General features: G+C 31.1%; 15 protein-coding genes. 6 read left to right on the top strand and 9 right to left on the bottom strand.

Annotated elements, in window-relative coordinates:
• Positions 1 to 8: 8 nt before the first annotated feature.
• The 9 genes from ACWI69_RS02285 to hpt all read right to left on the bottom strand — a co-directional run bounded on the left by ACWI69_RS02285 (position 9) and on the right by hpt (position 8,608).
• A complete protein-coding gene (locus ACWI69_RS02285) occupies positions 9 to 4,289 on the bottom strand; it encodes a PolC-type DNA polymerase III (RefSeq protein WP_448820268.1) in 4,281 nt (1,426 codons plus the stop codon).
• Between the two features lie 48 nt (positions 4,290 to 4,337).
• The gene (locus ACWI69_RS02280) at positions 4,338 to 4,901 is read right to left on the bottom strand and encodes an RNA methyltransferase (protein WP_448820237.1); all 564 of its coding nucleotides are present in this window, start codon (positions 4,899 to 4,901) and stop codon (positions 4,338 to 4,340) included.
• A 9-nt stretch (positions 4,902 to 4,910) separates the two neighbouring features.
• Positions 4,911 to 5,429, bottom strand: a complete 519-nt coding sequence (locus tag ACWI69_RS02275) for a gamma carbonic anhydrase family protein (protein ID WP_448820236.1) — start codon at positions 5,427 to 5,429, stop codon at positions 4,911 to 4,913.
• Positions 5,426 to 6,145, bottom strand: coding sequence for a tRNA (guanosine(37)-N1)-methyltransferase TrmD (gene trmD / locus ACWI69_RS02270; RefSeq protein ID WP_448820235.1), 720 nt, complete (start codon positions 6,143 to 6,145; stop codon positions 5,426 to 5,428). The genes ACWI69_RS02275 and trmD overlap by 4 nt, the downstream gene beginning before the upstream one ends.
• Before the next feature lie 10 nt (positions 6,146 to 6,155).
• Entirely contained in the window at positions 6,156 to 6,671 is a 516-nt protein-coding gene (gene rimM / locus ACWI69_RS02265; RefSeq protein ID WP_448820234.1) for a ribosome maturation factor RimM, read from the bottom strand.
• A gap of 17 nt (positions 6,672 to 6,688) precedes the next feature.
• Positions 6,689 to 6,928: a KH domain-containing protein gene (locus ACWI69_RS02260; protein ID WP_448820233.1), complete on the bottom strand. Its 240-nt coding sequence runs from the start codon at positions 6,926 to 6,928 to the stop codon at positions 6,689 to 6,691.
• Positions 6,929 to 6,952: 24 nt separating this feature from the next.
• Positions 6,953 to 7,192, bottom strand: a complete 240-nt coding sequence (locus tag ACWI69_RS02255; protein WP_448820232.1) for a DUF4911 domain-containing protein — start codon at positions 7,190 to 7,192, stop codon at positions 6,953 to 6,955.
• Positions 7,193 to 7,273: 81 nt separating this feature from the next.
• Positions 7,274 to 8,065 carry a 16S rRNA (adenine(1518)-N(6)/adenine(1519)-N(6))-dimethyltransferase RsmA gene (rsmA, locus tag ACWI69_RS02250; RefSeq protein ID WP_448820231.1) on the bottom strand — a complete coding sequence of 264 codons (792 nt, stop codon included), beginning with the start codon at positions 8,063 to 8,065 and terminating at the stop codon, positions 7,274 to 7,276.
• An 18-nt stretch (positions 8,066 to 8,083) separates the two neighbouring features.
• Positions 8,084 to 8,608, bottom strand: coding sequence for a hypoxanthine phosphoribosyltransferase (gene hpt / locus ACWI69_RS02245; RefSeq protein ID WP_448820230.1), 525 nt, complete (start codon positions 8,606 to 8,608; stop codon positions 8,084 to 8,086).
• A gap of 161 nt (positions 8,609 to 8,769) precedes the next feature.
• Between hpt and ACWI69_RS02240 the strand changes: the two genes are divergently transcribed.
• From ACWI69_RS02240 to ACWI69_RS02215, 6 genes are read left to right on the top strand one after another with little or no spacing between them, the layout of a single operon-like run.
• Entirely contained in the window at positions 8,770 to 9,471 is a 702-nt protein-coding gene (locus tag ACWI69_RS02240; RefSeq protein ID WP_448820229.1) for a PASTA domain-containing protein, read from the top strand.
• A gap of 35 nt (positions 9,472 to 9,506) precedes the next feature.
• Positions 9,507 to 10,373 (top strand): ribosome small subunit-dependent GTPase A, encoded by an 867-nt coding sequence (gene rsgA, locus ACWI69_RS02235; RefSeq protein WP_448820267.1) that lies wholly within the window; start codon positions 9,507 to 9,509, stop codon positions 10,371 to 10,373.
• 47 nt (positions 10,374 to 10,420) lie between these two features.
• Entirely contained in the window at positions 10,421 to 11,065 is a 645-nt protein-coding gene (rpe, locus tag ACWI69_RS02230; RefSeq protein WP_448820228.1) for a ribulose-phosphate 3-epimerase, read from the top strand.
• Positions 11,066 to 11,067: 2 nt separating this feature from the next.
• Entirely contained in the window at positions 11,068 to 11,742 is a 675-nt protein-coding gene (locus ACWI69_RS02225; RefSeq protein WP_448820227.1) for a MarR family winged helix-turn-helix transcriptional regulator, read from the top strand.
• A complete protein-coding gene (locus ACWI69_RS02220) occupies positions 11,742 to 13,370 on the top strand; it encodes an Rqc2 family fibronectin-binding protein (protein WP_448820226.1) in 1,629 nt (542 codons plus the stop codon). Before ACWI69_RS02225 ends, ACWI69_RS02220 begins: the two co-directional genes overlap by 1 nt.
• 24 nt (positions 13,371 to 13,394) lie before the next feature.
• Positions 13,395 to 14,027: a murein L,D-transpeptidase catalytic domain family protein gene (locus tag ACWI69_RS02215; RefSeq protein ID WP_448820225.1), complete on the top strand. Its 633-nt coding sequence runs from the start codon at positions 13,395 to 13,397 to the stop codon at positions 14,025 to 14,027.
• Positions 14,028 to 14,040: the final 13 nt, after the last annotated feature.

The following is a 14,040-nucleotide window of genomic DNA, read 5'->3' as shown; positions in this document are numbered from 1 at the left end:
TTTTCCTCCTAGAAAAATAAAGTTGTCTGATTTGTTTCACTTAAGGACTCTATACAGTTAAGCTCTTTCAATTTATCTACTGTTGTTTGAGAGGCTTTTGTTCTTCTTTTAAAGTCCTCATATGATATAAATCTTCCTAACTCTCTTTCTCTCACTATATTTTCCATCACTGATGCTCCTAGTCCATTCAATCCCATCAATGGAACCCTTATTTTCCCATCTTCTATTATAAATTTAGAACCATGAGATTTATAGATATCTAAGTTCAAAAACTCAAATCCTCTCGCATGCATCTCCACTATTATTTCACACACTGCAAGTTGAGCTTTTTTCTTAACATCAAGTTTTGGCTCTTTATTTAATTCTTGAATTTTTTCTCTAACTTTTATTAAATCACTCATTAATTCAAAATCAAAATCCTCAACTTTTCTACTTAAATAGGCTGCATAAAAAGCAAGTGGATAATGTACTTTAAAGTAAGCTATTCTCATAGCCATCATTACATATGCTACCGCATGCCCTTTAGGAAACATATATTTTATCCTTCTACATGACTCTATATACCACTCTGGGACTCCATGACTTTTCATTAAATCAGAATATTCTTTCCATTGTGCAACATCTTTACTAGGTTGTCCTTTTCTCACAAATTCCATAATTTTGAAAGCTGTTCCTTTTTCAATACCTTGGTCTATTAAAAAGTTCATAATGTCGTCTCTAACAGATATCACTTGAGATAAAGTTGCTTTTCCCTCCTTCACAAACTCTTGAGCATTATTTAACCACACATCAGTTCCATGGGATAAACCTGAAATTCTAACTAGCTCCGCAAAAGTTGTTGGTTTTGTATCAACAAGCATCTGTCTAACAAATCCCGTTCCAAATTCTGGAACTCCATACGTTCCTACAACGGATCCTATTTGCTCTTGAGTAACTCCCAATGCTTCTGTTCCAGAAAATATTTTCAAAGTTTCCAAATCTCCTAAAGGTATATCATAGACATCTACACCCGTATACTCCTGTAACATCTTTATAGTTGTAGGGTCATCATGTCCTAAGATATCCAACTTTACTAACTGTTCATCCATTACATGATAATCATAGTGTGTCGTTGTTGAATCACTATTTTGGTCGTTTGCAGGTCTTTGAACTGGACAAAATTCATATATCGAATTATCTTGAGGAACTACTATCATTCCTCCTGGGTGTTGTCCAGTCGTTTTTTTAGCACCTTCACATTTTTTTGCCATTCTCATGACTTCAGCTTTTCCAGAGAGTATACTGTGATCTTCAAAGAACTTTCTCACGTAACCCTCAGCATTTTTTTCTGCCAAAGTAGAAATTGTTCCCGCTTTAAATACATTTGCTTTTCCAAATAAATCTTCACAATATCTGTGTATTTCCGACTGATACTCCCCTGAGAAATTTAAGTCTATATCTGGCACCTTATCTCCATTAAATCCCATAAACACCTCAAACGGAATTGAATATCCATCTTTTTTCATTTCTATACCACATTTTGGACAAATTTTATCTGGTAAGTCAACTCCTGCTCCCTCTCTTTCAATAAACTCTGAATGCTTACACTCTGGATTGGTGCATAAATAATGTGGGTAAAGAGCATTAACTTCCGTTATTCCCATCATATATGCTACAATTGATGATCCAACTGATCCTCTTGATCCCACCAAATAACCATTGTCTAAAGATTTTTTTACCAATTTTTGAGCTGATAAATACAGAACTGAAAATCCATTTCCTATAATAGCTTTTAGCTCTCTCTCTATTCTTGCTTCTACATTTTCAGGCAAAGGATTTCCATACAATTCATAAGCTTTTGTATATGTCATCTCCCTAACAATATTTTCTGCATCATCTATTTTAGGTGGATAAAATCCACTTGGAATAGGTTGGACTTTTTCAATCATCTCATTTAATTTGTTTGTCGCTTCAACAACAATTTCCTTAGATATATCTTCGCCCAAATAATTGAACTCTTCTAGTAACTCATCAGTAGTTCTAAAATAGAACCCATTGTCTACTCTATATTGATTTTCCCTAAATACACTTCCGCTTCCATAAAGAAGTATTGATCTTATCTTATGATCCTCTTTCTCTAAGTAATGCACATTTGATGATCCTGTAATTAACTTTCCTTTTTCTTTTCCTAGTTTATAAAGGTATCTATTCATTTTTTCAACATCTTCGAAAGAAGCTATTGCTCCAGTTTCATCACTATCTAAAAACTCTGAAAATCCTATTCTTGGTTGAAGTTCAATATAATCATAAAAATCAATTGATTTTTCAACTTTTAATAGATCATTTCTAAAGTATGCTTCAGGTAGCTCACCAGTATTTGAAAAATGAATTGAAGTTGGTGCTCCAATGATTAATCCTTCCCTATTTTCATTTAAAACAGTTTTTAAAATTCTTGGTTTCTTACTTCCAAAATAATCAATGTGTGCCTGAGAAATTAATTTATATAAATTTTTTAACCCAACTAAATCTTTTACCAAAACCATCACATTTCTTATATCCTGTTTTTTGTAATTTAAAGGAAAAGCACCAGTCATATCAAGTTGATTTGTAATTCCATTTTCTAAATATTTTTCTAAAAATATTGCAAACATAGCAGCCGTAGCTTGGGAATCATCAACAGCCCTGTGGTGGTTCTCTAAAGCCACTTTTAAGAATTTTGTCATTGGCTTTAGTCCATAACCTTTTTGCTCAGGATACAGGTCTCTAGCCATCTGTAATGTATCTATCACAGCCGGATTATAGTCTGTTCCTAAATATTTTTTTACATCTCTTTTCAAAAATCCCATATCAAACGGTGCATTATGAGCAACTAAAGTAGCATCTCCAATAAATTTCATAAATTCTGGTAATACCTTATCTATAGTCGGCATATTTTCCACTAAAGCATCATTGATTCCTGTTATTTCCTGTATTTTTTTTGGAATTTTCTTTCCCGGATTGATTAACTGTGAGTATCGTTCTACTATTCTTCTCCCTTGTAATTTTACAGCACCAATCTCTATAATCTCATTTTTATGGGAGTTTAATCCTAAAGTTTCTAAGTCAAAAACTACGTATGTTTCTTCATCTATCAGAACATTTTTAGCATTCTGAACCATTGGTTGGGTATCATCTACCATATACATCTCACACCCAAAGATTATTTTGATATCTTTTCCTTTAGCTGCTTTATATGCAAATGGAAACGCATGAACAACCCCATAATCTGTTATTGCAACAGCTTTGTGTCCATACTCTAAAGCCCTTCCTACTATCCCTTTTACATCCTCTACTCCACACATTTCGCTCATTTTTGTATGTGTATGAAGCTCCACCATCTTCTCATCTGCTGTATCTATTTTTTTAGATTTTACTTTGTCTAGTTTATTTAATATATTAACCAATATAATCTCTTCATTATTTTCAAAGCTATCAATTTGTTTTTTACCACTAATCTTTACAAAATCGCCCACTTTAACATCAAAATCTTCTGGACTATTCAAAAATATCTTGGCAGTTATTGAATCTTCTCCATCTGTTATCCTTAAAACTTGCAGAATTTTCCCAGTCCTTAGCTCTCTTCCTTCTGTAGCAAAAAGCTCTCCTTCTACTACTGCTATCTCATTTTCTATTAACTCTTTAAATTCTGATATTGGCATACTCGGACTCTTTATATCTTTTTTCTTACTAAATCCACCTCTACCTGTAGGTACAGCTGATTTTATTTCAACCGGTGGAGCTGTTACCTTTCCTGCTACCTCTTTTTCAGAAGTTTTAGAGCTTAAGGTTATTATTTTATTTTCTATTTCGCTCTCTATTGACTTTATCTCACTATTGAAATCTCCTGATATAAAATTCACTTTGAATCCTCTAATCCCATAATTTTCTAAAAGTGCTTGAATTTTTATATCTAAATTTGAACTGTACAACGTTTCCACTGCCATCTCATTTTTTAACTCGATATCAACTTGCTCATTTTTTATAGACACTCTATATAGGTATAAAAATGATTTTGAAATAGCATTAGTTCTTTTTAACTTCTCAATAACTCTTTCAACGATTTCTAAAAAATTTTCCTTTGTAATCTCTTTCGTTAAATAATCTATTTTAAAATTAATATCCAATTCATTTCCAAACTTCTTTTTTAAATTTTCATAAGCCCTATCCAATCCTTTTAAATCTTGAGGAGTAGAAACTACACAGATCAAATCCATTTTTTTATTTCTTTCGCTAAAAACAATCTCTGTTATCTCTATATTTTCAATCCCCATCTCTTTAAAAATATTTCTTTGAGGTCTTATTCTAATCTCTCTTCTCAATTAATTTTCTCCTAATAATCTATCTAAAATTATTGAAACCGCTGATCTAACAGATAGATGATTATATTTAGCACTTCCTCTGATTGGCTCTAGTATATAATCAGACATACTCATAACCTCATCTATTAGTCCCCAACCTGTCCCAAATAATATTAAATACGGTTGGTCATCATTGATTATCTTCTCAGATAAATTTTTATAGCTTATTGAGTTTGGAAATATTTTTGCTGATGTTGTTATTATTAGGGGTTTCTTCCCCTCTTTCTTTTCTATTTCAGAAATACTTTTCTCTATTGATTCATAAACTCTTGTTCTACCAAAAGCTTCTTCTCTATCTTTATTGTATTCCGCTCCAAATCCTTCTTGCCAATATCCAATAATTCTCTCTGTAAGCTTTTTCTGTGCATCTGCCGATACAATAATATGATACTGACTTACATCATACGTTCTACACGTTCTGGAAATATCATGTATATCAAAATTTGTTACTGATGTACAAACTATCTCTCCTCTTTTATTGTAAACTGGCGAGTGAACTAGTCCCAAATATACTGCTTTTCTCATTAATTTTACCTACCCTATTCTCTCTAATTTTTTGTACATTTCTATTTTTTCCAAATACACTTTATTAGCATATTTTAAATATTCTATATTTTTATCAGAAAGTTTTTTTATCACTTTCGCAGGAGAACCAACTATTAAATCTCCCTCCTGTGCTTCTAATTTATCAGTAACTAAACTCCCTGCGCCCACAATACAGTTCTTAGGAATTTTAGCTCCATTTAGCAAAATAGATCCCATTCCTATTATAACGTTATCCCCAACTTCACACCCATGCACAACACAATTGTGACCAACTGTTACATTCTCCCCTATTATTACTGGATACGGTGTATCTCCATGAACTGTCGTATTATCCTGAATATTTGAATTTTTTCCAATTTTTATCTTACTCATATCAGCTCTCAAAACACTAGAAAACCAAATACTTACATTCTCTCCAGTTTCTACATCTCCAATTATAGTTGCAGTATCGATAATAAGATTATTTTTTCCAATCTTTGGAACTAACTCTCCTAATTTATATATCATATCTCTTGCTCCTCTTTTATCTCTTTTAAAAGTTTTTTTTCCAGTTTACTAAACTCCCTATCTTTTAAAAGCTCCGGTCGTCTTTTTAAAGTTCTTTTTAAACTCTGCTTTAATCTCCATTCAGCTATATTTTTATGATGTCCCGACATCAAAACTTCGGGAACTTTTAACCCTTCAAATTCGGCTGGTCTTGTATAATGAGGGTAATCTAACAATCCATTGTAAAAAGAGTCGTTCTCATATGACTCTTTTTTAATAACTCCAGGAAGAAGGCGAACTATTGCATCTGATATCACCATAGCTGGCAACTCTCCACCTGTTAAAACAAAGTCACCTAAAGATATCTCCAAGTCTACTCTACTGTCAATAACTCTCTCATCTATTCCCTCGTAATGACCCGCTATTATAGTTATCTCTTCTTCACTAGCCAATTCACACACTAACACTTGATTCAGTTTCACACCTTGGGGAGATGTGTAGATAACTTTCCCGCGATTCTTCTCTAGAGCTTTCAATAGTGGTTCCAGCTTCATAACCATTCCAGCTCCACCACCAAAAGGTATATCATCACATTGCTTATGCTTTCCTTCCGCAAAATCTCTTATATTAACTATGTTAATCTCTACCTGTTTTCTTTCTACAGCTCTTTTTATAATACTATGTTCTTTGAAAGAATTAAAAAATTCTGGAAATAGCGTCAATATATTTATTTTCACAACCCTCTCCTTAATCTTTCTTTTGTTCTCTCATTCCTTCAATTAAAGAAACTACCATCTCTCTTTTATTAAAATCTATATTTTTTATAAAGACATCCACATCCGGAACCATTGCTTCAAACTCTTCATCTTCAATAACATATATGTCATGAGCTGCAGTTTCATAGATATCTACAACTTCACCAATACTTTTACCCTCTTCTGTAAATACTTTCATCCCTATCACATCATTAGCTAAAAACTCATCCTCTTCAATTCCCAAAATATCTCTTCTTACTCTTATAATTCCATTTTGAATTGAACTAGCATCTGTTTTATTTGTTAGCTCTTCAAATTCCACAATCCATTTTTTATCTATCATATTTGATATTTTTTTTATAGTTAAAATATTTACCTCTCCTGATGGTAATTCAATCATAACTTTATTTCCAACTAAAACTTCTAAATCATCTATATTTGAAGTAACTTTTACTGCTCCTTTTAAGTGGTGAGTTCCTGAAACTCTGCCAACTGATAACAACTCCATCTATTTCCTCCTCAATTTTAGTCTACAAATTCTACATTCACATTCAGTCTATCTTTAACTCCAGCAGCCTGCATAACTCCTCTTATCGCATTTGCTGTCAATCCATTTTTACCAATTACTCTTCCCATCTCACCTTGCGTAACACTCACTTTGAAAGTTACTGTATCATCTATCAAATCATAACTTATTCTTATTCCCTCTTTTGTCTCTACTAATTCACCTATAATATAATTAATTAATAACTCTAATTTTTCCATAAATTCATCCTCCTGATTTTTATTTTATAACTCTCCAGACCAAAGCCCTTCACATACAATTTCAACTTTAATCCATTTTTTATTTAAATCTTCTACAATCATTCTAACATCCTCTTTAAAATCAGTTGTAGAAACAATTACCAAATCACCTTCGTTGGCATTCTTTGTCCTCACAATTCCAACACCTTCATACGCTTCCATTATCTTGTTAATAAAATCTATATCCTCACGTCTTGTTTTTATTCTAAACTCATAACTATCCATTTTCACTCCTTAAGCTAATAAGGAGGCTTTCAAAAATTAGGTAGCTCCCCTCTTTTATCCATGCCTCACTTATTAAAAGTTTTATTCTTTCTCAAATATCTCAGCTAAATTTATAAACTGTTCTATTGTTAAGTTTTCAGCTCTTTCTGTTTCTGATATTCCCAATCTTTCCAATTTTTTTCGCACAAAATCTTTTGAATACCCCAAAGTTATCAAATTGTTTATGATATTTTTTCTCTTATTTGAAAAAGCTGCCTTCACATATTTAAAAAACAAACTTTCTGAAATTAAATTCTCATATCTTCTGTCGTTATAAAACTTTATTGACATAAAAGCTGAATCCACTTTTGGTGGCGGTGTGAAAAATTCTTTTGGTATTGTGAATAAATATTCTGCTTCCCCGTAGTACTCAACAGCTAGGGTCAATACACTTCTCTCTTTTCCAGATTTTGAACACACTCTTTCTGCCACTTCTTTTTGAACCATTATAAACATCTCACTTATTATATCTCTATTTTCAATAATTTTGTTTATAATAGGTGATGTTATGTAGTAAGGAATATTTGCAACTACTCTTCCTTTGCTCAATACACTAGTTAAATCAACATCTAAAACATCTTGCATTATTAAATTAAATTTAGGATTTGATGAATATTTTCTTGTGAGTATTTTTTCTAGGTCAGTATCAATCTCAATGCATGTCACACTTTTTGCTCTCTCTAACAATAGAGCTGTAAGTGCACCTTCTCCCGGTCCAATTTCAACTATATGTTCATCTTCTTTAACGTTTGAGACCTCCATTATTCTATCCAAAACATCATTTTGGTCTGTTAAGAAGTTTTGTCCAAATTTTTTTTTATGTTTAAAGGACATCTTTCCTCCCTCTATTTTTTACTTTCTAACTACTTTTCCGATATAAGGAAGGTTTCTATACAGTTCATCATAGTCCAATCCGTATCCAACTACAAATTCATCTGGTATTTCAAAACCGATATATTCTCCAACCATCTCCACTTTTCTTCTACTTGGCTTATCTAATAAAGAACAAACTTTTAAGGATTTTGGTTGCTTTGACATCAAAAATTTTCTCACCGATTCTAATGTCAAACCAGTATCGATTATATCCTCTATAATTAAAACATCTTTTCCTGTTAAATCTTCATCAACATCTTTTAAAATCTTTACCACACCTGTGCTATCAGTTCCACCATGGTAACTAGAGACTTTCATAAAATCCATAGCTAAATCTAACTCTATATTTTTTAACAAGTCTGCCATGAACATAATCGATCCTTTAAGTAATCCCACACAAACAAGATCCTTCCCTTTATAGTCTTTCTCAATCTCTTTTGCAATCTCTTTTATTCTGGCTTCTAAATCACTCTCAGAAATCATTTTCTCTATTGTGTAATCCATTTTACCCTCCTAAATTTCAAATAATAGTTTACAAAATATTCTATCATTTAAGCTACTATTTATCAAGTAATTATTGATATTTTAGTGTCACTATGGTATTATTTTATAAGTATTTAAAGTATCTTATTATTTAATTTCATAGCACTACTTTAGGAGGAAAAATGAAAAAATATTTAGCGTATTTACTATCATGTATACTTATTGTTTTCATTTGTTTTTTTAGTTTTAATATATTTCTAAAAACATCTTTTAACAAAAGTTTTTACTCTTTGCCAAACCTTGTTGGAATGAATCTAAAACAGGTAGAAGAAATACCATCTATCAATAAAGTTAATATTATCGTTGCAGGAAATGATTTTTCTGATTTGCCTATTGGAACTATTTTTAGGCAAAATCCAGCTCCTGAAAAAGTCGTAAAAGAAGGAAGAACTGTTAGAGTATGGTTAAGTAAAGGAAAAAATGATTATACTATGCCTGACTTTACAAATAAAAATCTTATCGAAGTTTCTGCCAAACTCCAAGAAGAAGGGATTAAAATAAAAAAAGTCTCCTACACATCTTCTAACCTACCATACAACACTGTTTTAGCCACAACCCCATCTTTAGGTCAAAGTACCCAAAAAAGTAAAGGAGTATCTCTTTTACTGAGTAACTCCAACTCAATGACTTCTGTTGAAGTTCCTGATACAATTGGGTTTACATTTGAGGAAGCTACCAATGAATTAATTTCAAAAGGTCTTACTGTGGGTACTGTGCGAGAAAAAGTAATTCCTGATTTAGAGAAAGGAATTGTCATTGAAACTACTCATATCGGTGAAACTGTTCCCGCTGGAACTATCATTGATATCATTGTTAGCTATTAATTTAAGGAGAGTGAACTATTATCGAAGGAATTGTTATCAACAAAATTCAAGGGTTTTACAATATTGAAAGTGATAAAAAAGAGTATCTGTGTAAATTGAGAGGTATCTTAAAAAGATCTGACAAAAGGGAGAATTGTACAGTTGGGGACCACGTTATCTTTGACGCAGATGGTTTTATAACTGAGGTTAAACCTAGAAAAAATCTTCTAAAAAGACCTTTAGTTGCAAACATTGACTATGGTGTTATACAATTTGCTGCTAAAGACCCCGCTATTGACTATGAAAAAATAAATATTTTAATATTAAATAGTTTATATAATAAAATTAATCCTGTATTGATTATTAATAAAATAGACCTTCTATCTCAGGAGGAACTAGAAATAATCAAATCTAACTTAGATTACTTATCAAAAATAGACATCCCAATTTTTTATATATCAACTTATGAAAATCTTGGTATAAATGAACTAAAAAAGTTTTTAAATGATAAAATCACTGCCTTTGGCGGTCCTTCAGGAGTTGGTAAGTCAAGCATTTTGAATCTTCTTCAAGATTCTAAGGAACTAAAAACAGGTGAAACAAGTAAAAGATTAAGAGCTGGAAAACATACTACTAGGGATAGTAAATTACTTACCCTTCCAAGTGGTGGTTTTGTTATTGATACTCCCGGATTTTCATCAGTTGATTTACCGCCTACCAGTGGTCCTCAGGAGTTAATAGCTCTTTTCCCAGAATTTCACCAATTCGAAAATGAATGTAAATTTAATAATTGCATCCATGTGAACGAACCTCAGTGTGGTATAAAATCTGCTGTTGATTCAGGTAAAATTACAAAAGAAAGATATGAATTTTACAAACATTGTTATGATAAATCTAAAAATGAAATTTGGAATAAATATTAATAAAAATGTTGTTATCCAATTTATTACACAAAGGAGTGAGTTTTTAAATGACAAAAAAAAATATCAAAATAGCACCGTCAATTCTTTCAGCAGATTTTAGTCAATTAGGTAACGAAATTATCGCAATTAATCAAGCCGGAGCTGACTATATACATATTGATGTTATGGACGGTATGTTTGTTCCTAACATCACTTTTGGAGCACCTGTTATAAAAGCAATCAGAAATAAGACTAATTTAATTTTTGATGTTCATCTTATGATTGAAAAACCTGAGCGATACATTGAAGATTTTGTCAAAGCTGGAGCTGATATTATTGTTGTTCATGTTGAAGCCACTAAACATCTTCATAGAACTATCCAATTAATTAAATCTTTTGGAGTTAAAGCCGGTGTGTCCTTGAACCCAGCAACTCCTATTGAAACTATAAAGTATGTAATTAATGATTTAGATATGGTTTTAATTATGTCTGTTAATCCCGGATTTGGCGGACAACGATTTATTGAAAATTCAGTTCAAAAAATTCAAGAGGTTCGTAACTTAAGTAATACCGTTGATATTCAGGTTGATGGTGGAATAACGGATGAAACTATTGGAAAATGTATTGAAGCTGGAGCTAATATTTTTGTTGCTGGTTCTTACATTTTCTCTGGAAATTATAAGGAGAGAATTAAATCTTTAAAGGAGAGATAACTATGAATAATATAAATAAAGTAAATGATGTTTTAGAAAATTTTTACAAACTTTTTTATGAAACAGAGGATTTAGCACTAAAAAGAGGGATTAAATGTATAACTCACACTGAGCTTCACATAATTGAAGCCATTGGAAAAGAATCTCTTAGTATGAATGAACTATCTGATAGACTTGGTATCACTATGGGAACTGCCACAGTTGCAATTACCAAACTGAGAGAGAAAGGTTTTATTGATAGAGTTCGTTCTGATGCTGATAGGAGAAAAGTTTATGTTTCTCTATCCAAAAAAGGAATTGAAGCATTGAACTATCACAATACTTATCATAAAAATATAATTTCAACCATTACAGAAAATATTCCAGAAAAGGATTTAAATCATTTTACTGAGACTTTTGAATTAATCTTAAAGAATCTAAAAGATAAGACTGAATTTTTTAAACCGCATTCTGTAACAGAATTTCCAGTGGGTACTGTAGTTTCTATCAATGAAGTTAAAGGAACTCCTATCATACAAGACTATTTTGCTAACAATGGAGTTGAGCATTATTCAACTGTTAGAATTGTAGAATCTGAAGAAAAAGATAAGGTAGCGCTTGAAAAAGAGGATGGCTCTATTTTAAAAGTTAATCTCTTAGATGCAAAAAACCTTATTGCTATAAAGGTTGAAGAATAATGCTATATCTTGATGGTGTATCTTTAAACAAAATCAAACTTGAATTAGAGAACTCTTTAAAAGGTAAAAGTGTTAATAAAATAGTTCAAACTAGTTCATTAGCTGTAAGTATTAATTTTGGGAAACAGAGATTTATCCTCTCTTGTTTCCCTTCTCTTTCATTGTGCTATCTATCAGATACAAAAGAGGATAATCTGTTGGAAGAAAATAACTCTTTTGCTTTAAACCTGAAAAAATACATTGTTGGTTCTACGTTAGTATCTATTGATCAACTGGGTTATGATAGAATTCTTATTTTCACTTTTTCTAAGCTGAATGAACTTGGTGAAATTAAAGTTTACAATCTATACTTTGAGATGATGGGAAAACACTCAAATCTTATTCTTACTACAAAAGAGAATAAAGTTTTAGATTCTATAAAGCGTTTCTCTATTGAAGAAAATCCAAGTAGAGTACTTTTTCCAGGAATAGACTACACTGCTCCATCTTTGGAGAAAAAATTATCTCCGCTAAAATTGGACGAACCTGAATTTATTAAAGAAAAAAACGAAAATACTCTTATTAAAAATGTCGAAGGTCTTGGAAAATTACTTGCCAATTCACTTACAACATTTGAAAAATTAAAAAATATCTTAAATGATAAGATAGCTCCTAAAATATTTTTTAATGAATATGATGAAATTATTTTAGCCACAGTTTTAAATCTGGAACCTAAAGAATATAAATCTGTAGTCAAGTACAATTCATTTCAAGAGCTAATAAATTTTTATTTAAGTACCCAAAATTTATCTAACACTTTTAAAATTTTAAAAGATAAACTTCTATCTTGTATAAAAAAAGAGATTAAAAAGTCTGAAAAAATAATTATGTCTATAAAAAAAGATCTTGAAGAGAAAAAAAACTTTGACAGATATAGGGAATTAGGAGATATCTTAGCCGCTTCTCTATATACGTTAAAAAAGGGAATGTCAGAAGTCGAACTTTACGACTTTTACAACGATTGTATGTGTACGATTCCTCTAGATCCTCTAGTAACACCTCAAATAAATTTGGAAAAAATATATAAAAGATATAACAAATTAAAAAAGGGTATTGAATATAATCAAAAAAGATTGGTTGAAATTTCTGATAATTTAAAATATTTTTTAGGTGTGGAATCTTTTATTAACAACAGCACTTCCAAAGAAAATTTGAAGTTAATAGAGGAAGAGCTTGCCAATCAAGGTTATCTAAAGATTTCTTCAAAAATGAAGCCTAAAAAAAATAATAAAAAACAGGTTTCAAAAACTTTTAGTTTTGGAGAGATTCTTATTGATGGAATTTTGGTCAAATATGGTCGAAATAACCTAGAAAATGATGCTCTAACAACAAAATATTCCCATAGAGAAGATATGTGGTTCCACTGCAAAGATATCCCCGGTACTCATGCTATAGTAAATGCTAGTGAAGCTCTTTCTGAACAATCTATCTATAATATAGCTACATTTTGTGCTCAACAGTCAAAATTACCTAAGGGGACAAAACTCACAGTAGATTACACTCAAATTAAATACTTAAATAAGCCCAAAGGAGCAAAGCCGGGTTTTGTTACCTATAAAATATTTAAATCTATTCTTGTTACTGTATAAATTTTAATTTTTTGGGAGTGGTTCATGAAACAAAAACTTTTATTTTTATTTTTTATTTTTTACATAGCTACTTTTAGTTCTACCTCATCTCTTTATAATTCATTAGAGTTGAAAGGTAAAATGGATTACAGTGTTTTTAAAAATGCTATAAAAGGAGCTTCAAAAGTTAAGGAAAAAAACTTTCAATTTTTAACAGTTATTGATTTTACTAAACCATCTACTGAACCAAGATTTTCTGTTATCGATTTAAAAGAAAAAAAATTGCTTTATTATACTTATGTTTCTCATGGTAAAAATAGCGGTAAAGTTCTTGCTACTAAATTTTCTAATGCTCCAAACTCTTTCCAAAGTTCTCTTGGCTTTTTTGTTACAGATACAAAACCATATTTTGGAAATTACGGTTACTCTTTGAGGCTAAAAGGCTTAGAAAATCGTTTTAATTCTAATGCCTATGATAGAGCCATTGTCATTCATGGTGCTGACTACGCCTCTAAAAAATATATTGATCAAATGGGATTTCTAGGAAGAACTCTCGGATGCCCTGCTATTCCTACCGAACTCTCCAAAGAAGTTATCGACCTTCTATCCAATAACTCAATAGTTTTTATAGCTGGGGACGACAATAAGTATTTAAAAGAAAGTACATTTATAAATTAAAGGAGAGAATACA

The sequence above is a fragment of the Cetobacterium sp. genome, assembly GCF_977044495.1.
This window is presented reverse-complemented; position numbering and strand designations above follow the sequence as displayed.

What these genes read in the sequence shown, in the direction of transcription:
- ACWI69_RS02260 (WP_448820233.1), bottom strand. Translation starts at nt 6,928, where the DNA reads ATGGAAAAATTAGAGTTATTAATTAATTATATTATAGGTGAATTAGTA.
- ACWI69_RS02220 (WP_448820226.1), top strand. Translation starts at nt 11,742, where the DNA reads ATGCTATATCTTGATGGTGTATCTTTAAACAAAATCAAACTTGAATTA.
- ACWI69_RS02255 (WP_448820232.1), bottom strand. Translation starts at nt 7,192, where the DNA reads ATGGATAGTTATGAGTTTAGAATAAAAACAAGACGTGAGGATATAGAT.
- rimM (WP_448820234.1), bottom strand. Translation starts at nt 6,671, where the DNA reads ATGGAGTTGTTATCAGTTGGCAGAGTTTCAGGAACTCACCACTTAAAA.
- ACWI69_RS02225 (WP_448820227.1), top strand. Translation starts at nt 11,068, where the DNA reads ATGAATAATATAAATAAAGTAAATGATGTTTTAGAAAATTTTTACAAA.
- ACWI69_RS02275 (WP_448820236.1), bottom strand. Translation starts at nt 5,429, where the DNA reads ATGATATATAAATTAGGAGAGTTAGTTCCAAAGATTGGAAAAAATAAT.
- ACWI69_RS02280 (WP_448820237.1), bottom strand. Translation starts at nt 4,901, where the DNA reads ATGAGAAAAGCAGTATATTTGGGACTAGTTCACTCGCCAGTTTACAAT.
- ACWI69_RS02240 (WP_448820229.1), top strand. Translation starts at nt 8,770, where the DNA reads ATGAAAAAATATTTAGCGTATTTACTATCATGTATACTTATTGTTTTC.
- ACWI69_RS02285 (WP_448820268.1), bottom strand. Translation starts at nt 4,289, where the DNA reads ATGGGGATTGAAAATATAGAGATAACAGAGATTGTTTTTAGCGAAAGA.
- hpt (WP_448820230.1), bottom strand. Translation starts at nt 8,608, where the DNA reads ATGGATTACACAATAGAGAAAATGATTTCTGAGAGTGATTTAGAAGCC.
- ACWI69_RS02215 (WP_448820225.1), top strand. Translation starts at nt 13,395, where the DNA reads ATGAAACAAAAACTTTTATTTTTATTTTTTATTTTTTACATAGCTACT.
- rsmA (WP_448820231.1), bottom strand. Translation starts at nt 8,065, where the DNA reads ATGTCCTTTAAACATAAAAAAAAATTTGGACAAAACTTCTTAACAGAC.
- rpe (WP_448820228.1), top strand. Translation starts at nt 10,421, where the DNA reads ATGACAAAAAAAAATATCAAAATAGCACCGTCAATTCTTTCAGCAGAT.